Origin of the sequence: Chitinophaga silvisoli, assembly GCF_003412465.1 — a bacterium.
Lineage (GTDB): Bacteria > Bacteroidota > Bacteroidia > Chitinophagales > Chitinophagaceae > Chitinophaga > Chitinophaga silvisoli.
In genome coordinates, this window is record NZ_QTJV01000006.1 from 232830 (window position 1) to 257209 (window position 24380).

The 24380-nt window shown below is 46.7% G+C and carries 16 protein-coding genes; 10 read left to right on the plus strand and 6 right to left on the minus strand.

From position 1 onward, the window contains the following. Window positions 1–14: 14 nt before the first annotated feature. Together DXN04_RS16555 and DXN04_RS16560 are read left to right on the plus strand one after the other, a co-directional pair. Complete coding sequence (locus DXN04_RS16555; protein WP_158569055.1) at window positions 15–764, plus strand: SDR family oxidoreductase; 750 nt, start codon at window positions 15–17, stop codon at window positions 762–764. Window positions 765–820: 56 nt separating this feature from the next. Continuing rightward, a complete protein-coding gene (locus DXN04_RS16560) occupies window positions 821–1267 on the plus strand; it encodes a hypothetical protein (protein ID WP_116854497.1) in 447 nt (148 codons plus the stop codon). A gap of 304 nt (window positions 1268–1571) precedes the next feature. Here the strand turns inward: DXN04_RS16560 and DXN04_RS16570 are convergent, their stop codons facing one another. The 4 genes from DXN04_RS16570 to DXN04_RS16580 all read right to left on the minus strand — a co-directional run bounded on the left by DXN04_RS16570 (window position 1572) and on the right by DXN04_RS16580 (window position 6827). Next, on the minus strand, window positions 1572–3872 hold the full coding sequence (locus DXN04_RS16570; RefSeq protein WP_116854499.1) for a GH92 family glycosyl hydrolase: 2301 nt from the start codon (window positions 3870–3872) through the stop codon (window positions 1572–1574). 54 nt (window positions 3873–3926) lie between these two features. Further along, window positions 3927–4157 (minus strand): MFS transporter, encoded by a 231-nt coding sequence (locus DXN04_RS34570; protein ID WP_147319961.1) that lies wholly within the window; start codon window positions 4155–4157, stop codon window positions 3927–3929. Window positions 4158–4535: 378 nt separating this feature from the next. Next, window positions 4536–5672 (minus strand): tannase/feruloyl esterase family alpha/beta hydrolase, encoded by a 1137-nt coding sequence (locus DXN04_RS16575; RefSeq protein WP_116854500.1) that lies wholly within the window; start codon window positions 5670–5672, stop codon window positions 4536–4538. A gap of 3 nt (window positions 5673–5675) precedes the next feature. After that, window positions 5676–6827: a LacI family DNA-binding transcriptional regulator gene (locus DXN04_RS16580; RefSeq protein WP_116854501.1), complete on the minus strand. Its 1152-nt coding sequence runs from the start codon at window positions 6825–6827 to the stop codon at window positions 5676–5678. Window positions 6828–6961: 134 nt separating this feature from the next. Between DXN04_RS16580 and DXN04_RS16585 the strand changes: the two genes are divergently transcribed. The 7 genes from DXN04_RS16585 to DXN04_RS16615 are packed head-to-tail and all read left to right on the plus strand — an operon-like array spanning window position 6962 to window position 20661. Beyond that, window positions 6962–9979 carry a SusC/RagA family TonB-linked outer membrane protein gene (locus DXN04_RS16585; protein ID WP_116854502.1) on the plus strand — a complete coding sequence of 1006 codons (3018 nt, stop codon included), beginning with the start codon at window positions 6962–6964 and terminating at the stop codon, window positions 9977–9979. A 12-nt stretch (window positions 9980–9991) separates the two neighbouring features. Then, window positions 9992–11470: a RagB/SusD family nutrient uptake outer membrane protein gene (locus DXN04_RS16590; RefSeq protein WP_116854503.1), complete on the plus strand. Its 1479-nt coding sequence runs from the start codon at window positions 9992–9994 to the stop codon at window positions 11468–11470. Continuing rightward, window positions 11467–12276, plus strand: coding sequence for a sialate O-acetylesterase (locus DXN04_RS16595; protein ID WP_116854504.1), 810 nt, complete (start codon window positions 11467–11469; stop codon window positions 12274–12276). Before DXN04_RS16590 ends, DXN04_RS16595 begins: the two co-directional genes overlap by 4 nt. Further along, entirely contained in the window at window positions 12273–14204 is a 1932-nt protein-coding gene (locus tag DXN04_RS16600; RefSeq protein WP_199415068.1) for a glycoside hydrolase family 2 protein, read from the plus strand. Before DXN04_RS16595 ends, DXN04_RS16600 begins: the two co-directional genes overlap by 4 nt. A gap of 1 nt (window position 14205) precedes the next feature. Then, a complete protein-coding gene (locus tag DXN04_RS16605) occupies window positions 14206–16470 on the plus strand; it encodes an FAD-dependent oxidoreductase (RefSeq protein ID WP_116854506.1) in 2265 nt (754 codons plus the stop codon). A 22-nt stretch (window positions 16471–16492) separates the two neighbouring features. After that, window positions 16493–19009: a glycerophosphoryl diester phosphodiesterase gene (locus DXN04_RS16610; protein WP_116854507.1), complete on the plus strand. Its 2517-nt coding sequence runs from the start codon at window positions 16493–16495 to the stop codon at window positions 19007–19009. A gap of 14 nt (window positions 19010–19023) precedes the next feature. Then, window positions 19024–20661, plus strand: a complete 1638-nt coding sequence (locus tag DXN04_RS16615) for a sodium:solute symporter family protein (protein ID WP_116854508.1) — start codon at window positions 19024–19026, stop codon at window positions 20659–20661. A gap of 171 nt (window positions 20662–20832) precedes the next feature. Here the strand turns inward: DXN04_RS16615 and DXN04_RS16620 are convergent, their stop codons facing one another. Further along, window positions 20833–22932, minus strand: a complete 2100-nt coding sequence (locus tag DXN04_RS16620) for a glycoside hydrolase family 97 protein (protein ID WP_116854509.1) — start codon at window positions 22930–22932, stop codon at window positions 20833–20835. A 141-nt stretch (window positions 22933–23073) separates the two neighbouring features. Between DXN04_RS16620 and DXN04_RS16625 the strand changes: the two genes are divergently transcribed. Continuing rightward, window positions 23074–23304 (plus strand): hypothetical protein, encoded by a 231-nt coding sequence (locus tag DXN04_RS16625; protein ID WP_147319962.1) that lies wholly within the window; start codon window positions 23074–23076, stop codon window positions 23302–23304. Window positions 23305–23612: 308 nt separating this feature from the next. On the opposite strand, the gene DXN04_RS16630 is transcribed toward DXN04_RS16625, so the two are convergent. Beyond that, window positions 23613–24236 carry a hypothetical protein gene (locus DXN04_RS16630; RefSeq protein WP_116854511.1) on the minus strand — a complete coding sequence of 208 codons (624 nt, stop codon included), beginning with the start codon at window positions 24234–24236 and terminating at the stop codon, window positions 23613–23615. Window positions 24237–24380: the final 144 nt, after the last annotated feature.

The window sequence follows — 24380 nt, forward strand, 5'->3', positions numbered from 1 at the left end:
TAAAGAATTATAATATGTATCCGGAACTAAAAGGAAAGGTCGCATTAATTACTGGTGCCACTAAAGGTATAGGCCGGGGCATTGCTGAAAAATTAGCGTCTGAGGGTTTACAGCTTATTCTAAATTATAGCTCGGATGAAACGGCAGCCCAGGAAACAGCGCAAGTCATGGATGGATATGGAATTAAATATCAACTGATCAAAGCAGATGTGTCGAGACCTTCCTCCATTGAGGAATTATATCAGCAGGCATTAGCTAAGTTCGGACATCTTGATATTGTGATAGCAAATGCAGGTGTAGAGATGGTGGATACACCATTTACGAACTATACCGAAAAAGATTTTGATAAAATTTATAACCTGAATGTGAAAGGTACCTTCTTTGTAATGCAACAGGCTGCAAAACATATTACAGATGGTGGCCGGATCATCCTGATTTCTTCCACTCAAAGTTTGAATGCCGAGACAGGTGCTGCAGTCTATGCATCCAGCAAAAGTGCGGGGAAAAAGTTCGTCGACATCTTAAGTAAGGAATTAGGACACCGTCAGATTACTGTCAATTCTGTCATGCCGGGCGTGATCGATCAGGCAGGAGTGATCACCAACATTTCCGAAGAGTTTAAGCAGCTGGTTCGTGATAGTTCGCCGTTTGGCCGCCTTGGAAGTGTACAGGATATCGGGAAAGTAGTCGCTTTCCTGGCTTCTGATGAAGCAGCCTATATCAATGGAGACCATATCAAAGCTAATGGCGGCTCCGGTTTTTAAAATTCAAACAGTCCGGGATGCCTCATTCCCGGACGTTTTGCTTATCTTTTTTTATTATGAAAAACAAACGTTTTCTTCATCAAAACTGCCTGCTCCTTTTTGTGTTCGCCTTTTGCGTCGGTTTAAGTTTGCAGGCATGCGGACAAAATCATTCACATCAAAATGAAAGAAAATCGATGATTAATTATGAACGCATAAGCGATCCTGTAGCACGTAAAGCACTCCAGGCATGGCAGGAAGCAGATAGAACACGATGGAAGTCTATGTTTGCTGATGATGCAAGTTTAACAGATGATGGTCATCCAAGGGATTTGGAAGATTTCAGTAACAATGCAATTGGAGATGAATATTTCCTCACCATTGACAAAATTGAAGATCACGGCAGGACAGTCACTGGCCAATTTCATACAAAAAAGTATGGAGACTTTATTGCCCGATTCCACTTTGAAATAAATGATGCGGGAAAAATTTTTCGGTTGGACATTGGAATGGTTGGCCACTAACTTAAACCATATTAAATTGAAAAATTTACCATTACAAGTGGATTTGAGGCTGCTAGCATTCAGAATTGGAATAGGTGGAATGCTGTTCATCAATCACGGGATTGAAAAGATCTTTCATTATGATGAAATGCTAAAATGGTTTCCTGATCCATTTGACATAGGGCGCTTACCCGGGTTTATAGTAGCTTTCAGTGCCAGGACAAGAATGAGAAAGCCTTTGGACGATTGTTCCAAAGGCTTTCTCATTCTTACGAACTTTTAATTTTTATAGGTGAATTCTTTAAAATCACCTACTATATATTCACTATTGCCGCTGAGGTTGTGCTCCCATTTTCAAATGTAGCGTACCTCCATTCACAATATCCTGATAAGGGACCCTATCCGTTTGTTTCCCATTCAGACTTGCTTCCTGTATATACATATTCTCCTTACTGTTGTTTTCAGCTGTAATCACAAAAGCTTTCTTCCCTCCATTAATAGTAATCTTATCAAAGAGCGGACTAGCCAGCTGGAAAGACGCATTAGGTGCAGTCAGTCCTTTTACATCAAACAGACCTATGCCTGCCAGCACATACCACGCTCCCATCTGGCCCTGGTCTTCATCCTGGCCATAACCATAGCCATGAATACCATCCGTACCATAGAAATCATTACAGATAGCACGTACCCATTTCTGAGTCAGATCAGGTCTGCCAGAGAAATTAAATAACCAGGAGATGTGGAGATTCGGCTGGTTACCCTGGTTATATAAGCCTTTTAATCCGGCAAAAGCATCAATCTCTTTACCACCCCCAAAGATGTTTTCCTGTGAAATGGTGAAGATGCTGTCAAGACGGCGGTTAAACACATCTTTGCCGATCAGGCTCACCAGTTGTTCCGGCTCATGGGGCACAAAGAAGGTGTACTGCCATGCGTTTCCTTCCTGGAAACCTACCCATGGAGCAGCAGGATCGAAGTTTTGAATGAAGTCGCCTTTGAGGTCACGTGGACGAATAAACTTAGTACTTGAATCATACAGCAGTTTCCATCCCTGGGAGAGCTTCATTAACTGTTCGTAGTCCTGCGTCTTGCCGAGGGCCTTTGCAAACTGTGCTACCGCATAGCTGCTGAAGCAATATTCAAGTGTATGGGAGGTACCGAACTGAGAACCTTCGGTAGTCAACTCTCTTGTGGCCTGGTCATCATTGTTGATGTATGGACAAAAGCCTCTTTTTACAAAGGCACCTACATCCATTTTACCTGCACCGGGCGCTCTGTTGATATAGCCGATTTCGTTTTTCAAAGCAGCTTCGTAGGCGAGCCTTACATCGAAATCCCGGATCCCGATGTTGTAAGCCGCAGCGATCACGAGACCCGTAAAGTTGGTACCTACACCGGATACATATTTTCCTGCGGCGAGACCATCCGCCAGCCAGCCGGTTTCTTTGTAGATGAGTAACTGACCTTTGATGAAGTCAGCGTAGTATTCAGGGTAAGCGATGGCCCATACCGGTGTGAGGTTCCAGTAACCACCCCATATGGCATCGGTATTGTAAAAGGCATGATCTGATTTGCCCACAGTACCATCATTCTTGGGATAGGCACCGTTTACATCGCTGGCGAGGCCACGGCCTAATAAGGCATGAAAGAGGCCCGTGTAGAATTTCACGCGGTCAGTTTCCTGGCCACCTTCTACTGCAATGCGGCCCAGTTTCTCATTCCATTCGTCGAGGGCATTGTTTTTTGCCTGGTCGAAAGTAAGGTCTTTGGCTTCGGTTTGCAGGTTCAGTCTTGCGTTTTCCACGGAGGTATAGGAAAGACCTACTTTGATATTTACCTGCTCGTTAGCCGTGGTTTTATAGGTGAGGTAGATGCCGGCACCTTTGCCTTTCACTTCTTTTGCATTGGGTGTAGCGATACTGTCGATGAAGGTACCATAAGCAGTAGGTGCCTTATCCAGCACGGCGGAAAAGTACATAGGCACGGTAGCTTCGGCCTGGTATTTCTTTACATATTCAGGTTTGGTGATGACATAGCCCTCGATGTGAGTGCCGTCTACAAGTTTCACTCCGGCATCTACTACAGGGCCACTTTCACCCATGCGGTGACCTATGTCAAAGATAATGTGGGAGGAATCGGACTGCGGGAAGGTATAGCGGTGAAAGCCGACCCTGGCGGTAGCAGTAAGTTCGGCTTTGATGTTGTAGTCTTTGAGCAGGACGCTGTAGTAACCGGCAGTAGCCATTTCATCTTTGTGGTCAAAGCGGGAGCGGTAGCCGCTTTCAGGATCTTCCATTTTTCCGGGCGTGGTTTGTAGTTTGCCGGTGGTAGGAGCGAATACGATGCCGCCAACCTGGAATTCGTGGAAGTTGGGAAAGCCTTCGATAGAAGTATGACGCTCGTCATAACCTACGGCTTCCCAGCCGTCTTTGTTGCCATAGCTGCCGTTTGTAGACGGTGCGAGTTTGGCCATACCGAAAGGGACAGCAGCAGGTGTGTAGAAGAAGTAGCGGCTGTGGGCGGTGCCAATGTTTGGCTTTACAAATTTTGTATAATCGGTTTTAGGTGGTGTAGGCCCTTTACATGCCGCAAAGAGGCATAGGGACAGGTAAAGCAGTTTTTTCATTTGCTGATTTGATTTGTGCATTTTTCCCAGGACAAATGCAATGACAATAAAAATTTATAGAGACACCCGGCGATGTGGGCCGGCCTCCACCAGGCCATCTCCAGGTAATCGCATCACCGCAATGGCAACAGAAAAAGCAGCATAACCGGCTCCACTAAAAATGGCAGAATCAGGGCCATTAAAAGGATGGAAAAGGTAATGACGATTTTGCTGCCGTATTTGTTGATGAAAATACTGGTGACTGGCATGGCCGGCAATGGGCCGGAACCGGAGAATAAGAGTCATAGGCCTAAGTGATCATCGTGGAGACCAGGATGGTCTTTGACATATGGTGCGATAGGCACCCAGCTGGTGGTTCTAATCCACAGTCAGGAAATATTAATTGCGTAGCATAACGTGCCCGTCTTAATTGCATATTAAGAGAGTTGAGACCTGAATAAAGCGCAATAATATGCAATTATGCATACAATCGCAATACGTTGCCTGGATTTTAAGCAAGGGATATCTTGTCTTTTAGTGAAAGTGGGTTGTAAATTTGTCCCTGTTAAGGCTGCGAAAGTTTTATGCCTCAAAAGATTAACAGCTAATGCGACGGACTTTTTAAAGATCCACGCCATGCTATTGGCGTGGTGCCGGTGTGGCCCCTGAAAAATTTACCGAATTTTATTCATCACCGGGACCGGGGTGCATTCCATGTTCTACCCAGTTTACAATTTGCCCGATTTCAATACCTCCGGCACCGCAATGACACATACCCGGGATGATATAGTATTGAAAGAAATCTTCTTTATCCTTCACGCTGTTGTAATACTCAATGGCATCACAGGCCGGAACAAGACCATCTTCTTTTCCGGTATACATAATCAATTTGCCACCTGCCTTTTTAAAAGGGCGCAAATCAGGATCTGTGGCATTTAGCACGGGGCCTAAGAGGGAATCTATCAATGCAAGGTCTTTATCAAAGTCAAAACTGCTATAGTCGTAATCAGCACCGAACACCCAGCGGAAAGGATATAGAAAAACCTCGCTGCCTGTGAACCCGATCCCCTTGTCCGAGTGCTCCGTGCCGGCTGGTACGCCGCAATAGATCTGTGCTCCTGTACGGGGATTGACAGGTCCTTTACGGATTTTTTGTAAGGCGGCTTTTTGTGCAGGGCTGTTAAAGCTGATGGGCGGGAAGATGCCTTTTGCCGTCAGGTAGTTAAAGAGTAATTGTGCATGTAAATGGGTTCTGTTATTGGCCGGTGCACCGGCTATGATACCGTTGTAGTCATCAGGAAAGCGCTGCGCTTCCATGAGGGCCTGCTGGCCGCCGGTACTACAGCCCACGAAATAACTGTGATGCGGCGCTTTGCCATAATAAGCGGTTACGATTTGCTTGCCCAGCACCGTCATGAGGTGGGTAGCACGGTAGCCGAAATCGGCCCAGCGATCGGGTTGATGGATGGCTTCGTCTACACCGCCGGAGGTACCGAGGTCTGTGTTGGCAGTAGCGAAACCTTTTTTTACACCATCTGCGAGTTTAGCGGTGATGATTTTTCCTCCGCTGCCTCCATTGCCTGTTCCTAAAAAACGGCCATTCCAGCCTGTTTTAGGCAGCCAAACCTGGATTTTGATATTGGGCCTCATAGTAACCGCGACAAGGCAATATTCAGCCCCTACATCGTGAATGTTATCGATCGCCAGGTCTTCTATTTGCAAGGCGAGGATTTGCTGCCGGAGCTGAAGGCTATCCGGCGGGTAATTTGGGCTCCTGTCCGGCTGCAGGAAACTCATTAAAACTGCTAATACATACTGCATGACTTACTTTATTGATGATTCTCTCACTATCAATGTTGTCTTCAGCGATTTCTTTTCCGGCACATACGCTTCTCCTTTTGCAATCGCTTCCAGCAGGATCCCGGCTGCCGAGCGCCCGATATCTGCCACTGGTTGCTGTACTGTAGTCAAGGCCGGTTCTATCACCTCTCCACTCGGCTCATTACTAAATCCCACAATCCCCAATTCAGCCGGGATTTTTATTTTCCTTTTCTTCGCCAGCAGCATCAGCTGGATTGCCACGGGATCATTCACACAAAATACTGCATCCGGCGGCTGCTTTAAATTCAACAGCTGTTCCGCACAGGCAATTGCATCCTTCTTCGATAAATTACAATGCACCACCAGTTCTTTCTTAAACGGCAGTTTATACTTCGCCAGGGCATCCTTATACCCCCTCAGTCTATTGTGCGTGATCAGCAATGCCGGCGGTCCACCTATATGTGCAATATTGCGGTAACCGTTTTTGATGAGGTGCTCCACCGCCTTCAATGCGCCCTCGTAATCATTCACCAGTACCTTTGAAGTATCCATCTCATCGCAGACCCGGTTAAAAAATACAACCGGAATTCCATGCTTTTCAAATGCCTTGAAATGATCGAACTTCTTCGTTTCCCTTGTCATGGAAATCAGCACCCCATCCACCCTGTTCGCCAGCAACACATTGGCATTGGCCACTTCTGTTTTGTAGGACTCCTGCGACTGACAAATGATCACATTATACCCCGCCTCCGCAGCCACCTGCTGCGCGCCCATAATGATGGTGGGGAAGAAATAGGTCAGAAACTCAGGTACGATAATACCGATGGTATTCGACTTGCTCCTGACAAGACTTTTGGCCAGCAGGTTTGGCTGGTAATCCAGTTGCCGGGCCATCTTCAATACCGCTGCCCGGGTATGCGGATTGATATCCTCATGTTCATGCAAAGCCCTTGACACGGTAGATTTGGAAACATTCAATGCCTTTGCAATGTCAACGATTGTAGTCATGTGCTTTTTATGCTTCATGTCTACCGTCGTTTCATCCGGCAAGGTAAAATAGATATTACAATCCTTACAAAAATATCGCTGTTTTCCCCTTACGATCCCCGATTTCGTTATCGCGTGCACATGCTTGCACCTGATACATTTTATCATTCCAATTATTTAAAATTTAAACATGCCTACCGGAATCGTTTGCGGTAGATTCCCTTGTCCCAATTCTTTCATTGTTTAAGATTCTTCTATAACATTGCATTACCACTTATGAATCACGTAAAGATGCTCTCGTTATGAAAAAAACAAGCCCCTTGTTTTCGATGTTGTTATTTATCCTTGTCCCACTTTGTATCCATGCGCAAACGCTGGTACCCGTCATTAACGGGAAAGTGCTGGATGAGAAAGGCCAGGCATTGCCCGGTGCTACTGTTGCCGTAAAGGGTACTTCCAAAGGAACTGTTACCAACAATGCCGGGATGTTCACGCTCAAAGACGTACCTGCCAATGCGCCACTCCTTGTCACGTTCCAGGGATATGAAAGTACGACTGTTGACCTCCGCGGCCAGTCCAATATCACCGTGACACTCAAAGCCGATATCAGTAAACTCGGCGATGTGGTGGTAGTCGGTTATGGTACACAAAAAAAGATCGCCTCCACCGGTTCTATCGCTTCTGTAAAAGGGGCGGACATTACACAAACGCCTGTCACCAATGTTGCCCAGGGTTTGGCTGCACGGGTACCCGGGGTACAGATTACGCAGAACAATGCAGCTCCCGGCGGTAACATCAGTGTGCGTATACGTGGTACTAACTCTATCAACGGTAGCTCTGAACCGCTCTACATCATCGATGGGATCCAGATCTCCAATAGCGGAGGCGTTGGCGATGTAAGTCCCCTCTCTACAATCAATCCAAACGATATCGAATCTGTCGAAATCCTGAAAGATGCCTCCAGCACTGCTATCTATGGTGCAAGAGGTGCGAACGGGGTGGTCCTCATCACCACCAAACGTGGAAAAAGCGGCGCGACACGCGTTCAACTGGACATGTACAGGGGTATTCAGAATATTACCAAAACACTGAACATGCTCAATGCAACGGAGTTTGCGAAACTGGAAAACGATATCTATAATTCACAGATCTATACTGATCCGGCTTCTCTGGGTCAGGGTACGAACTGGCAGGATGTAATCTACCGACAGGCAAACGTGCAGAACTACCAGGCTTCCGTAAGCGGCGGGTCAGAAAAAACCCAGTTCTCCCTCTCCGGCAATTACTTCAATCAGGAAGGTATCATAATTTCTTCGGATTTCAAACGCTATTCCTTGCGGACTACACTCGATCATACTATCAGTAACCATTTTAAAGTGGGCACCAGCGTGCTGACGAGTTATACCATTAATAACAATATTCCCACGGGGATCAGCTCTATCGATGGTCCGCTGGTCACCCAAAGTATTGTAGGCGCTACGCTGGGAGCCCCTCCTACCCTGGTGCCTTATAAGGATGACGGCTCCGTGTATCCGTTCGCGGATCAGTTCAACGGGCGCTATCGGGAGGTAAGTAATCCTGTTGGTCTGTCACAGATTACCAACCGGAATACCATCCGCCGTACCCTGGCCAATGTATATGGTGAGGCAAAGATCGTTAGCGGACTCACCTACCGTGCCTCCTTCAATGCAGATGTGGCGAATACCCTGAATGACTACTACTCCCCTATTTACATCCTGGGAAAAGCAGAGGTTAATGCCAACTCCGGCCAGGCGGCTAAAGGGAATGTGAATACGACCAACTGGCTCCATGAAAGTATCCTGACTTACAACCATGACTTCGGTCAACATAATATTAAGTTCACCGGGGTGTACGCGATCCAGAGCAATTTGTACAATGACAATAGTATTAATGCAAATGGCTTTCCGAACGATGCCACGAGCAATGAAGCGGTGCAGTTGGCCGTGAACAGGACTGTGAGCAGTAACCGTTCGAAAGAATCGCTGAATTCTTATATGGGTCGTATTAATTATGGTTATGCCAATAAGTATTTCGTGGATGTAACGGCCCGTTATGATGGTGCTTCCAAATTTGGCGAAAATCATAAATGGGGGTTCTTCCCGGCTGTAGCGGGTGCATGGCGGATTATTGAAGAGCCCTGGGTGAAAGACAGCCGCGTGTTCAGTGACCTGAAACTGAGAGTGAGCTATGGCCGTACAGGTAATGCAGGTGCCATCTCTCCTTACCAGTCGCTCGCCCTGGAAGGCTCCGGAAGCAATTACCAGTTTAATCATATTTATACTGTAGGCATCAGTCCAACGGGCATACCGAACGTAGACCTGCGCTGGGAGAAATCGACCCAGGCGAACCTGGGGATTGATATGAGCTTCTTTGAAGACAGATTGGGTGTGACGGCAGACATCTACAATAAGAAGACAAAGGATCTCTTGTTTGTAAAGAACCTTCCTTTGTCATCCGGTTATTCTTCTATCACGGGCAACTTTGCCAGCATTCGAAACAAAGGGATTGAGCTGGCACTGAATGGCAGGATCCTGACCGGTAAATTCAAATGGAACATGAATGCAAATGTATCTGTAAACAGGAATGAACTGCTGAGCCTTGAGGGAGGTGTGAATGAATATGTATTGAGTCCATATAGTGTGCTGCGTGTTGGACAACCCCTGGGGATCTTTAAAACTTATGTATTTGATGGGATTTACCAGACTGGAGAAACAGTCTTGCCCGGCAGCGGTAGCAGGATTGGCGGCGTAAAGGTTGCGGACCTGGATAAAGACGGACAAATTACAGGCAATGACCAGACTATTACCGGTAATGCGAATCCTTCTTTCATCTTTGGCTTATCTTCTAATTTCAGTTACCGCAATTTCGATCTTTCTTTCTTCCTCTCAGGTGTACAAGGCAATAAAGTTTTTAACCTGAGCCGCTACACCTTTGAGAATGGATTGGGTGGCAGAAATGTACTCGAAGGACTGGTAAACAGGTGGTCGCCAACCAACCCTAACAATGAATATGCCAGCGGGTTCCAGGGAGGCAGGTTGCCGGTATCGGACCGCTTTATTGAAGACGGTTCTTATATCAGGATGAAGAATATTACACTGGGATATAGATTGCCAAACATTAAGTATATCACGAATGCAAGGATCTACATCAGCAGTAATAACCTCTTCACCATTACCAAATACAGCGGCTATGATCCGGAAGTCAACTCCTTTGGCGGCTCCAATACTTTGATAGGCGTGGACAACCTCGTTTATCCAATGGCAAGATCATTCCTCGTGGGTTTACAGGTGGGACTTTAAAAAAATACTATTATGAAAAACATCCAATACTATATTTTCTTTTTCCTGGTGTGTGCTTCGTGTAACAAACTGGAGGAGACACCTTATTCTTCCATCTTTACGGACAACTTTTACAAGACAGCTTCTGATGCTGAAGCCGCGCTGACAGCCGTATACGGACCGATGGTAAACTTATACAACACTGCCGGTACCGGTGCTTCTGATTTCAGTGCGGACCAGATCTATCCAAGGCCGGTTGTAGGCAGGGATACCTATACTTTGTTTAGCTATGATCCGAACTATACCACGCAAAAGAGCTTTAGCAGACAGGCGGAATCTCCCCAACAGATCTGGCAATCCTGTTATTCAGGAATTGAGAAAGCGAATTGGGTGCTGCTGAAGGTGCCTGCTACGAATATGGATACCGTACGCAGGAGTGTGATCCTGGGGGAGGCTTATTATATGCGTGCATTTTACTTATGGACACTGGCAAAGAATTTCGGAGACATTGTTGTAAAGACATCCCCGAGTACAAGCCTGGATACGGCGATCGTAGGTAAGTCTACACAGGCAGAGGCATTCAAACAAGTCTACCTGGACCTGGATCAGGCTGTCAGCAGACTCCCCTCTTATTCTGCCGATATACAGAAAGGCCGCCCTTCCAAGGAAGTAGCAATGGCACTGTATGCCAAGACGGCTTTGTATGCACAGGACTGGGCTACAGCACTGAATGAGGCGAAGCTGGTATTGAGTGCTGGAAAGTATAGCCTGATGGCAAATGTGCTGGATGTATACGATGTTTCGAAAGAAGATGCAGCAAGACAGGAGAACATGTGGGCTTTTGAATGTGAAAGTACATCACCGGGTTTCTCTACCCAGATCATTGGCCTGTACGGACCCAGGAATAGCGATGGCCCCGCCTATGCAGCTACCTCCTATGGCTCTGCATTTGTGTACCAGGCCTTCTTTGATTCATTCAATCCTGTCGACAAGAGAAGGAAATTGCTGGATACCAATTACATTAATAAGCTCGGACAGGTCGTAGCACAGAAGGATATTACGCCTATTACAAAGAAGGGGGTTTTACTGAAGAAGTATATGGATCCAAATTCAGTAGGTGGTAGTGGGGCGATTAATATTCCTATTCTCAGACTGGCGGACGTATACCTGATAGCGGCGGAAGCCAGTGCACAGCTGAGCGGCCCTTCTGCAGAATCTTATGGATATATCAATACGGTGAGAGCAAGAGCAGGACTGCCGGATTTAACTGCCGGACTCGATAAGGGTCATTTTGTAGACTCGGTATTACAGGAGCGCAGCTGGGAATTATTTGGAGAGGGAGACCGCTGGTATGATCTAACGAGAACGAATACGTTTTTGCAGGTGATACCGACAGCGGTAAATGATGTATTCCCCACCCGTTCACCACAGAAAAAGCACCGTTACTTCCCGATTCCATTGGATGAGATCAACGCAAATCCTAAATTGGAGCAAAATTCTGATTGGAAATGAAATGGATCTTATTCTCAATGCTCTTTTCTGTAAATGCGATGGGGCAAACGATTTTTTTAGCGGCAGGACAAAGTAATGCGGTAGGTATGGCAGATAGCGCAGCATCTGTACAATGTGTGCCCGGGACTGCATTCGAGTACAGGTATAAGGCGAATGCACTGGTACATTTAAAGGACCCTGTGGGTGCCCCTGATTTGAAATTTGAACAAGCGCAAACAGGCAGTGCCTGGCCGGCATTTGGAAAGGCGTATCATGATCTGACAGGCAAGCAGGTGGTGATTGTGCCAGCAGCCAGGGGCGGGAGTTCCTGCCATTATAAAGCGGAGCTGGAAGAAAATGGCACCTGGGATACTACGGGCAGGTTACTGCTGTTCGATAGTGCGCTGGTGAAAGCAAGGGCGGCGATGCAGCTTTGTAAAAAGCCCCTATCCGGCATCTTATGGAGCCAGGGCGAAAGGGATGCCAACGCCGTAAATGCAGGACAACTGACCCCGGCAGAATACGAGGAGCAGTTTGTAAAACTGATTGAAAGGTTTAGAAAAGAACTGGGTGCAGGGCTGCCATTTTACATTATTCAGACAGGGCATTTTACAGGCCACTCCGATATAGGTTTTGATAACATCAGGAAAGCACAGGAGCATGTGGCTGCCCGTTTGAAAAACGTATTTATTGTGTATTCGCAAACTGTGGATTTTGCCGCTAAAAACTGGATGCAGGATGCGATTCATTATAACCAGGCAGCATTGAATGAGATAGGCGCGGTAATGGCGCGACAGGTAGTACTAAAAGAAAAAAAGAAAACATGAGACTGATTTGTTTACTGATATGTATGCCTGTTCTGCTCTTTGGGCAGCGGGTAAAGGATAATAGTCTGAATAGTGAATGGCGCTTTGCGGCAGACCCGGTGAAGGTAGGCGAAAAAGAGCACTGGCAGGATACATCTTTTGCTTTTGGCAGTTTTGATAAGGTGCAGGTACCGCATTGTTTTTCTACTGATCCGAGATACTTTTTCTATACGGGTACGGCCTGGTATTTTAAGCAGTTTGAAAAAGTTGCAGCTGGTGATGAGCATGTGTATCTGCGCTTTGATGCCGTGTTTTATAAATCGAAGGTTTGGTTGAATGGCGTGTTGGTGGGTACGCATGAAGGTGGGTATACTCCTTTTGAATTTGATGTAACAGATTTATTGAAGGCAAAAAATACGTTGGCAGTACAGGTAGATAATTCCTGGGATACGACAACCATTCCCGGTGCTAAAACATATGCACCTTACTCTTCTGCGGCCCAAAGGCAGGTTTTTCCATGGATTAATTATGGAGGTATCACAAGACCCGTGCATTTGATCAGTAAGCCGGCTATCCATATCAGTAATACAAAAATAGTGGCTACACCGGATGGAAATGTGCGGGTAAAGGCCCTGATCCGGAATAGTGGTAATGCGGTGGCCAGTGTTAAGGTCAATGTGAATGTTCTGAAATATAAATTTTCATCACGGGAAGTGAAGGTGGCTGCAAAGGCTGAAACAATAGTAGAGGTGAGCGGAACGGTGCCGGCATCAGAGATTAATCTCTGGTCGCCGGATGCGCCGAACCTGTATACGGCTGTTGTATCATGCAACAAGGATACTGTTCAATCCCGGATTGGTTTCCGCAAGGTAGAATTAAGTGGAACGAAATTGTTGCTGAATGGCGAAGCTATTAAAATGGGTGGATGTAACCGGCCACTGGATTATCCCGGCTATGGTTCTATGGACCCGCAGGAAGTATTGGAGAAAGACCTGGGGATGATTAAAAGTGGTGGTATGGAGTTGTCCCGGATCAGTCATTACCCGGTATCAACAGCTTTGCTGGACTGGGCAGATGAACATGGTCTGCTCATCATTGAAGAGGCGGGCAACTGGCAGATGACTGGCAGGCAGATGAATGATACAGGTATGCGGCGTAAGTACCAGTCACAGTTACGGGAAATGATGGAGCGTGACTGGAACCATCCCTGTGTGATTGCCTATAGTGTAGGCAATGAATTTCAGTCGCAGACGGAGGAGGGTAAATCCTGGGTACGTGATATGAGTGCTTATGTAAAAACACTGGACGACACCCGGCTGATTACCTTTGCCAGTATGCTCTTAGGACGTGAAGAGTTAAAAAAAGGCGAAGACGAGGCATCGCAATATGTAGACTTTGTGAGTGCGAATATTTATGGCAATCATTTAAAGGTATTGCAACATATACACCAACTCTATCCTGATAAACCTGTGTATATAAGTGAATTTGGCATTCGCACGGATGCGGTGAAATCAGAAGAAGAAAGGATCGCTCATCTGAAGAAAGCGATGGAAGATTTCAGGCAGTGTGATTACCTGATAGGTGCATCTGTGTGGACGTTCAATGATTACTTCAGCCGGTTTCCCGGCACTAATCCGAATGGTTACCGGCCCTGGGGCCTGGTAGAGCCGGACAGGTCTCCCCGTGGCATGTACATTGCCTGGCAGGAAGAGTTTGCCCCTGCTACGATAGAACTTGTCGATAAAAAGATCCGCATTACTGCAAGAAAAGATTTCCCTGCTTATACCATGAAAGGTTACAGGTTAACATGTAATGGAACATCATATACCCTCAATACACTGCATCCCGGGGAGAGCATGCTGATTGATGTCCCGCTGGCGGGAGGCACAGCAAACGTAACCCTGATCAAACCGGGCGGCTATACCATCATGCAAAAAACTCTTAAATAAAATGATCAGATCAGAAAGCACAGAAAAACGTTCCTGTCCCCTGGTAACACTGGAGGCCGGGTTGATTGTCACGGGTGGAGGTTTATCAGGCATTTGCTGTGCGGTGACAGCTGCCAGGGAAGGATTGAAAGTCGTACTGGTACAGGATAGAAGTGTGCTGGGCGGGAATGCGAGTAGTGAAATCCGCTTATGGATTTTAGGAGCGACCTCGCATATGGGGAATAATAACCGCTGGGCGAGAGAAGGGGGTGTGGTCGATGAGATCCTGGTGGAAAATACATACCGGAATCCGGAGGGGAATCCTGTGATCCTGGATTCGATCCTGTTGGATAAGGTAACGGCGGAACCAAATATTACTTTGCTCTTGAATACAGCAGTATATCATGTAGAAAAAAAGGATGCGGAGACGATCTCTTCTCTGCGGGCGTTTTGTAGTCAGAACCAGATAGAGTATGAATTACGTGCGCACCTGTTCTGCGATGCATCGGGCGATGGGGTGGTTGGATTTCTTTCAGGTGCGGCATTCAGAATGGGTGCGGAGCCGGTGGAAGAGTTCAATGAATTGTTTGCACCGTCGGAGAGTTATGGTGAGTTGTTAGGGCATTCACTGTATTTCTATTCTAAAGATACGGGGAAGCCGGTACGATTTGTACCCCCTTCATTTGCGCTGATGGATATAACGGAGATTCCGAAGTTCAGGAGTTTCAATGCACAGGAGTATGGATGTAAGTTGTGGTGGATAGAATTTGGCGGGCGGATGGATACGGTGCATGATACGGAGAAGATAAAATGGGAGCTGTGGAAGATAGTGTATGGTGTATGGAACTATATTAAGAACTCGGGCAAGTTTCCCGAGGCGGAAACCCTGACCCTGGAATGGGTGGGAATGATTCCGGGGAAGCGGGAAAGCAGGAGATTCGAGGGAGATTATATCCTGAAGCAGCAGGATGTGATAGAGCAAAGAGTGCATGCCGATGCGGTGGCATTTGGCGGCTGGAGCCTGGATCTGCATCCTTCGGATGGAGTGTACTCTGCACAGCCGGGATGTACGCAGTGGCATAGTAAGGGCGTGTACCAGATTCCTTATAGATGTTTGTACTCCAGGAATATTAAGAATTTGTTTTTGGCAGGGAGGATTATCAGCGCATCGCATGTAGCGTTTGGCTCATCGAGGGTGATGGCAACGAGTGCGTATGTAGCACAGGTGGCCGGTATGGCGGCGGTGCTATGCAAGGAGACCGGGGCTTTTCCTGCGGAGGTGAATGTGCCTTTGTTGCAGGAACGGCTGGCGGGTAGCGGACAGTATATTCCATTTGTTTCATTTAAGGATGCAGGGGACCTGGTGCAGACGGCGAGCATCAGTGCGAGCAGTGAGTTGTCATTATCACGACTGGAAGAAGATAGTGAGCCGCAGGCCCTGGATATTGCGGTAGCACAGCTGGTGCCGATACCGGCCGGAAGGTTGCCGGTGTTTAGCCTGAATGTGTATAGTGACGAGGTGACTACACTGCAGGCAGAGATAAGGATTTGTTCAAGGAGGGGAAGTTATACACCGGATAAGACGCTGGCTGCATTTGAGTTTAGTATTGCGCCAGGGAAGAATAGAATACAGCTGGAGAGTGATGTAGTGATTGAAGAAGACCAGTATGTGTTTGTACTATTGCATAAGAATCCATTGCTGCGGGTGAGCAGGTCTTTCAAGCGGATCACGGGGATATTGTCAGTGTTTAATACAATTAACCCGGCGGTGTCTAATTATGGCAGGCAGACGGCACCGGATGGCATAGGGATAGATAGCTTTGAGTTCTGGGTAGCGCAAAGGAGACCGGGGGGACAGAATCTTGCATTGGAGTTTGGGCAGGCGCTTACAGGTTTTGGAGTGGAAAATATCAGGAATGGAGTGGCGAGGCCGACAACGCAGGTGAATGCATGGGTGGCGGATCTTGCAGATAATGCACCTTCATTGACACTGGCCTGGGAAGAGAAAAAACTTATTAAAAAGCTTATCTTATCTTTTGATACGGATTTCGATCACCCGATGGAGTCTGTATTGATGACGCATCCGGAGAACGTGATGGTGTTTTGTGTAAGGGATTATGTGATTTATGACGATGCGGGAAAAGCAGTGTATGAGAAGCGGGGCAATTACCAGACAAGGAATGTGATTGAGTTTCCGGAAGGCGTACATACGGGCAGTCTGACATTCCGGTTTTCACATCCATCGGAACATACACCGGCAGCGGTGTTTGAGGTGAGGGTTTATTAAGCATTCAGTATTCCACGTGTTTATGAAAAAGATTAACCTATTCATTATATGTCTGCTTTATAGTATAGTTGCACAGGCGCAGACTGTTTCATTAGCCAACCGGCAAGTGCACATTGAATGGCAGCAAACAAAAGAGGGCTGGAAAGTAAAGGAGCTGCTTTATGACAAGCAGTCTGTAGCCCAACCTTCAGGAGAATATACCCTTTTATATACAGCGGATAAACCGGCGGATACATCCGGCATCCATTTTCAACGGGCGAATGGACTTCCCTGGCCGGATACAAATTATCATTACCAGATCAATGCATGGAAACAGGCTACGACCCCGGTGGCACTGAATACAGCGGGGCAGGCGATTCATTTTTATCCCGCAAAGGCAAAACAGGTATCGCCTACAGAGGTAGTGTTTACCTGGACATCTGCGCTGGCATCAATGACAGCCACCTGGACACTGGACCAGCAGTATGCCGGGGATATCAAAGTAACCTTGCAATTGCAATGTAAACAAGCGGGGTATTATTCATTGTCAAGTCCCAGTGTTGTGACGGTAAATAAACAGGATGTGGCCTGGGCGGTGATGCCCGGTTATTTCCAGGGGAATGAGTTTGGGAAGAATATGGTGCTGAGCTATGCGTATGGACAGGGTATACCAGAGATGCCGGTGCTGTACAGGGAACGCTGTGCCAGCTCCTTCTGCCCTGTTATTACAACGAAAGACCAGGTTTCCCTGGCGGTGATACCGGATCCTGGACTGGGGCGTGATCCCTGGGAAAGTGATCACAACACGCACCAGGTATGGCAACTGGCACTATCTCATTTGAACCGGAAGGTAGCAATATCGCCTACGGTGTACTACCCGGTACTGGGTGAACCGGGGTCTTTAAAGCAGGCAGGTGATAAAATCGCTTACGGCTACCGATACAGCCTTCAAAAAGGCGAATGGTATCATTTACTGACTCATGCTGTAAACGATGTATATGGGTTTAAAAATGCCCTTTCTCTGCGTAAAAATAAACAGTCACTTACCAGCAGGGTGGAAAAAATGCACCATTACCTGTGCGACAGGAAGACTTCATTATGGAATATTAAGGATTTTCATGGACTGACAATCGGGGGACAATCTTATTTGGGCGGTGTGGTTGGATCAAAGGGAGATGCGATCAAGAATGCGGATTACGGGGCGATGTGGATGCTGGCGAATACCAGCGGGGACCAGTTTTTAAAAGATAGTGTACTGCCCTATGCATTGAATTTTAAACTGGCACAACAGCAGACGGCCGCGGGTTTCTTCCGGGGAGCGGCAACGGGGCAGTATTACCTGGCGGGGAGCCAGGTATTCACGGAGGAATGGGGAGATTTTGTCGAGCCTGTGAGTCTGACCTATTACGTGATGCTGGATATAGGCAATATCCTATTGTTCGAGCCCGGGAATGATACGCTGAAAGGCAGGCTGGCATTGGGTGCGGACCTGCTGATGAAATGGCAGAAACCGGATGGTAGCTGGGAGGTGGCGTATGACAGGCATACGCATCAGCCGTTGTTTACAGACATCCAGGATCTGCGGCCTACATTTTATGGTTTGCTGGTGGCTTACCGGATTTTGCGTAAGGAAGAGTACCTGCGTGCTGCGATGAAAGGGGCGGATTGGTTTATAGCGCAGGCGGTGAATAAGGGACATTTTATCGGGGTATGCGGAGATGCACGGTATGCCCCTGATTTTGCTACGGCGCAGGCGGCACAGGCCTTGCTGGACCTGTATGACCTGACGAAGGAGAAGAAATACCAGGAAGCGGCCATACGTACGGCGAGGATGTACCTGACATCAATCTATACACAACCGGTTCCGGATACCAGGCTAAAAAAAGTAAAGGGTGTTGTGCGGGAGGACTGGCAGATCTCCCAGGCGGGATTAAGTTTTGAGCATGGAGGTATTATAGGTTCTGCGAATGGTGCTGGACCGATTATGTTGTGTAGTCATGCCGGCATGTTTGTGAGAATGTTCCAGTTGACCGGAGACAGTCTTTTTATTGAAATGGCCAGGGCAGCCGCCATAGGCAGAGATGCCTTTGTGGATTCGGCGACCAGTGTGGCGACTTATTACTGGAATGCCATGAATAAAGGTGCAGGACCGTATCCCCATCATGCATGGTGGCAGGTGGGATGGATCACGGATTATTTATTGTCCGAAGCACAGTTAAGGTCGGGGAACCAGGTTGTGTTTCCGAGAGGCTTTGTGACACCGAAGGTAGGGCCCCATGAATCATATGGTTTTGCACCGGGTAAGATCTATGGTGAAGAAGCGCGACTGGTATCCCAGGAGGGACTGGTGGAGTGTGATAACCCGAATGTAGAGTATATAATAGCGAAAAATGATAAAAAGACATTTGTGGTATTACTGAATGATCTTGGGGAGGAGCTGAAGGCAGGGATAAAAGTAAATACCGGCTCGATGGTAAGCGATATGGAGACGGGGAAAAAGGTGGATGATATGCAGGTGGCATTAGCGGGATATGGAATTAAAGTATTGTTGATACAGTAAAATAAATTTTTCGAATGGCGCAACTGGATTTTATCGTGATGGGCGTGTTTGCTTTGTTGGTGCTTGGCATTGGTATGATGTTTACACGTATTGGCAGCAAGAACTCATCTGCATTTTTTGAAGCCGGTGGCGCTACGCCCTGGTGGATCAATAGTATTTCTTTATTCATCAGTTATTTCTCCGCAGGGACATTTGTGGTATGGGGCTCTATTGCTTACAAGAGTGGTTTTGTGGCCAATGGTATTCAATTGACCATGGTATTTGGAGGAATGCTGGTAGCCCTTTTTATCGCGGCGAAATGGAAGCGTACAGGGGCGGTGACAGCCGCTGAATATATCGGGAAACGATTAGGGAAAGGCACGCAGAAGTTCTATACTTTTCTCATTATGCTGCATGGCTTGTTTACAACTGCTTCGGTGTTGTACCCTGTGGGCAAAATGGTGAGTGTGGCTACTCCCCTGTCTTTGAATACCTGTATATTAATTATCGGGGGCATTATCGTATTATATACATCGGCGGGGGGCTTATGGGCGGTACTGGTGACGGATGTGGTGCAGTTTGTAATCCTGACAGCGGCAGTCATGATTGTCATTCCGATGGCGCTGAAGGAGGCAGGTGGGATGCATACTTTTGTGAACAAGGCTCCTGATGGGTTCTTTAATTTTTTCAATGCAGAATATTCATTTGGATTCTTTCTTGCCTTCCTGGCGTATCAAACGGTGTATATAGGGGGTAACTGGGCCTATGTGCAACGATATACCAGTGTATCGAATGAACGGAATTCAAAGAAGGTGGCCTGGTTGTTTACCTTATTATATTTTGTCAGTCCCTTTATATGGATGCTGCCCCCTATGTTGTACAGGGTGATTAATCCATCGCTGACCGGCTTACAACCGGAAGGTGCGTATATGATGTTGTGTCAGCAGGTATTGCCTGCGGGACTGATAGGATTGGTATTGTCAGGTATGATCTCTGCGAGTGCCAGTAAGGCGAATACCACGATTAATATCATGGCAGTAGTATTTGCGCATGATGTGTATAAGAAGGCAATTAACCGCCATGCTTCAGAGAAATCCCTGGTACAGGCGGCAAGATTCTTTACAGTATTGTTTGGAGCGATTACCATCGGGATTGCGATGATGGTGCCGATGATAGGCGGGATTGTGGAGATGGTATTGGCTACGGCTTCTATCGCAGGAGGTGCCTTGTTTGCACCTGTTATCTGGACCTTGTATTCAAAACGGCAAACGGCGGTGTCCGTAATCAGTGCATCTTTGTGCGGGCTGGTGATTAGCCTGGGCCTGAAGCTGTTCGGAGGAAAGATGGACCGGGTGTGGGAGACGGCTTTGGGAGTGGGGATTCCGATTGTAGTGTTATTGCTTTGGGAGGTATATTATAGTTTAACTAACAAGGAAGCAGCCCCGCATTTATTGCAACCACTGGTGCAGGCAACTGGTACGCTACAAGGGAACCAGGATGCGAAAGCACAGAATCAGTTTGGTATGCGGGTGATTGCAGCTGCCATTGCTGTAGTGGGGGCAGGCATTGCGATATTGGGATTGGTGGCTACGGGTGGAACGGTGGCGATGTGCACGGGAGTGGTAATTGCGGTATGTGCATTGCCATTGTTCAGGGCCGCGAAGAATTATTAAGGACAAGAGGTGGTAGCAAAAGTAATTTGATGGCATTTAGCATTCAATAATAAGAAAGAGGCTGTACCAAAAGTAAGGTGATGGCATTTAGCATTTAATAATAAAAACGCCTCCATCAGGGTTCCGGATTAAATCCCATAATTTTACTTTTGCTACAGCCTCTTTTTGTTTTTATGACTTCACACTAATCGCCACCCCACCACTTGGTGCCAGCTTTTGCTTCAGCACTGTCTTGTTCGTTACTGTAATTTTCCTGATAGTATACTTCTGTGGATTTACCTGCCAGCTGATGTCTTTATCATCTGCATATACGGTAGCAGTGTATTTCTTCCCTGCTGGTAAGAAATCAAATTTAATCACTGCTTCGCGTGCATTTTCATCGGTAATACCGCCTATATACCATTCCTCTTTTCCTTTTGCCTTTCTGGCAATGGTGATATAATCACCCGGCTCAGCTTCCAGGATATAAGAATTATCCCAGTCTACCGCTACATCTTTGATAAACTGAAATGCATCGGCAAATTTATTATAGTTCTGTGGCAGATCTGCTGCCATTTGCAGCGGACTATACATGGTTACGTACAATGCCAGTTGCTTTACGAGGGTGGTGCTCAGCTTTGCTTTACTCTTTCCATATTCAGATAGGTTACCTTCGAAAATACCAGGTGTGTAATCCATCGGTCCACCCATCAATCTTGTAAATGGCAGTACGCAGGTATGATCAGGCCTGTTGCCACCGAAGGACTCAAACTCAGTACCTCTTGCAGATTCCTGCGCTAACCAGTTAGGCCAGGTACGGCATAAACCGGTAGGTCGTACGGCTTCGTGGGAGTCAACCATGATCTTGTACTTTGCTGCTGTCTGTGCAACATGCAGGTAATGGTTCACCATGTATTGGCCGTCGTGATATTCACTATGTGGTTGTATAGGGCCTACGTAACCAGTCTTCACTGAATTGTAACCATTGTCCACCATAAACCTGAAGGCATCGTCCAGCTGGCGCTCATAGCTTGTCACGGAAGAAGTGGTTTCATGGTGCATGATGATCTTTACGCCTTTTTGAGCGGCATATTTGTGCAGTTCAGCGACATCAAAGTCAGGATAAGCTTTTGTAAAGCTGTAGACATGTTCTTTTACGTTTGCTGTATTATCTTCCCAGCCTTCGTTCCATCCTTCTACCAGTACTGCATCGAAACCATTCTTAGCTGCAAAGTCGATCATCTCTTTTACATGGGTGGTGTTGGCACCATGATGTCCGTTTGGAGTTAAGGTTTTATAATCGGTTTTACCGATGGTGATGTCCTGGTTGTCAGTATACTGCCAGGTAGAACCGCCGCCGGTGAAGTACTCCCACCATACGCCTACATATTTCACAGGTTTAATCCAGCTGGGATCAGCAATTGCACAAGGTTCATTCAGGTTCAGGATCAGGGTGGATGCCAGGATCTGGCGGGCATCATCACTTACAACGATGGTTCTCCAGGGGCTATTGCTGCCGGTTTGGATATAACCCCTGTTACCAGATTTATCAGGTGTCAGGTGTGCACTTAACACGTAATGCTGATCATCTACATTCAGGCACATAGCAGGGAAATTTACCAATGCTGCTTCATGGATATTTACATACAGGCCATCGTCTGATTTCAGCATGAGAGGTGTTTGTACCGCCAGGTTAGGTGTTGGAGAATTGGCGGCCATTGGTTCCCTGGCCTTATCGATCAGGGAATGGATCTCAGAGATCCTGGATGTTACGGTTTCAAACTCGTTTGTGTCGTAGTCTCCCGGCAACCAGAATGCTTTGTAATCTTTTGCAAGGTTGAATTCAGTGACTTCATTTACGATTGTGAAGTGGCGTAAATTAGGCTGGATCGGGAATTCATACCTGAAACCCAGGCCATCGTTAAACAAACGGAAGCGAAGATCCAGTGCCCTGCCGGTAGCGGACTGTGTAAGTTGTACCAGGAGTTCATTGTGTTGATCACGGATTTCCTTTTGCTGGCCCCATACCGTTTGCCAGGTTTCATCGGCTGTTTTGGTGGAGGTAGCTTTGATTGTAAAATCTTTGCTGAAGGAACCAGGATCTTTGAGTTCGAAACCCAGTTTACTTTCATTGACGACTGTTTTGCCTTTATACTGCAAGGTGTATACGGGGACTCCATTGTTCAATTTAAAGGCTAAAATAAAATTCCCATCTGGTGATTTTAGCTCCTGTGCCCTGGCTGATAAGATAGACAGCAGCGCACATAAGCATGATAGATAAAAGCTGCGCATAATTTAAAATATTGACCTTGTATAACGACTAAAAATATTGATGAGTGAATCTTTTACCAATGATTCTCCCCTGCTCATTCATGACAGGCATCATTTGCATTGCTGATGATGGTCGTTTTTGCGCCTGCAATATACTTATACTTGTACAAGTATAACCCGCCACATGAAAAATTGCCTGCTGCTATTGCCGTTGCAGCACCTATCATTAAAAATAATTACCCTTTGCTTCCAACCTGTTATCCTCCCCTGATTTTAAACAAAGTGGTAATGCCGATTGCCGGCGTGCCCCGACGACTGGACCGCTATGTGGTGAATAAGGAAGTAAGTCTCTTGTTGACCGGGCAATCAAACCGGAATGGTATTGGGATATGAACCTGGGGTTTATTACAATATGCACCCGGGATTGAAATAGTTGCGAATAGGCCTATCCCGGTGAACGGGTTATCGGTGTATACCCTGCAACAAGTCATTCCCAGCAGGCACTAGGCCTTTACAAAACTAGATGATCAGAAAGGGAAGTTTATATTGCCGGTAGATTCTATATTACGAATGGGGAGCGGATAAAAATAAGGAATGATATAAGAACAATAGATGGGACCCGGTTTAATAATAATTGTACCGGGCAGTACTTACATGACCCGGTACAATTTTCGCTTACAGGTTGCATGAACCGGAAACGACTATTCCTGCACTACTTCATCTTCCTTCAGGGCATCGTTGAATTTCTTCACAGCTTTCTTATCTTCCTCGATAGCTGCCGGCAGGTTCTTACCATGGCACTGACTATAAGGTTTCATGCTACCACAATAGCATTTAGCACCGATCTTCTTACCTTCTGAGAGGAAGAGGAGCAGGTTATTGAACAAGGCATCGTAATGATTGTATACATTGCCGGTATAGGTATTGAAATTCACTTTACCATCTTCCAGCACCGTACCATAAGGAACCAGGAAGTCCTTCAGGTCTGCCAGTGCGATCAGGTGATCCACGAGTGGATTGTTACTAACGCTGACACGTATATGCTTACCATCGGGATTAATATTATCATCGGGAATAAACATGAGTTGATCAACGGGTACATGCGGGGTATGTACAGCAATCAGGTCGCCATTTTCATTTTCCCATGCTTCAGTTGGTTCTGCCTCGCAAATGAACTCACTTAACCACACGGCCCAGCCCGGAACCATGCGGCCACCATTGGTAGCGATGCCTGCCTGTACCGGTATTATTTCATATTCATATTCTGACCCTACACGATCGATCAGTAGCTGCACAGCGGCCGTTATCTCAATTGGACTTGTCATACTTAAGAGTTAAAAGTGCTGCAAGTTAAGTTAAACAATATAACTTAAGAAAAGGAACATATACTTAGCATCCTTTTTTCAGATATTTATTTCATGAGAAAAAGTTCCCTCTCCAGAATTTCCACAGAATTCGCGGATAATTTC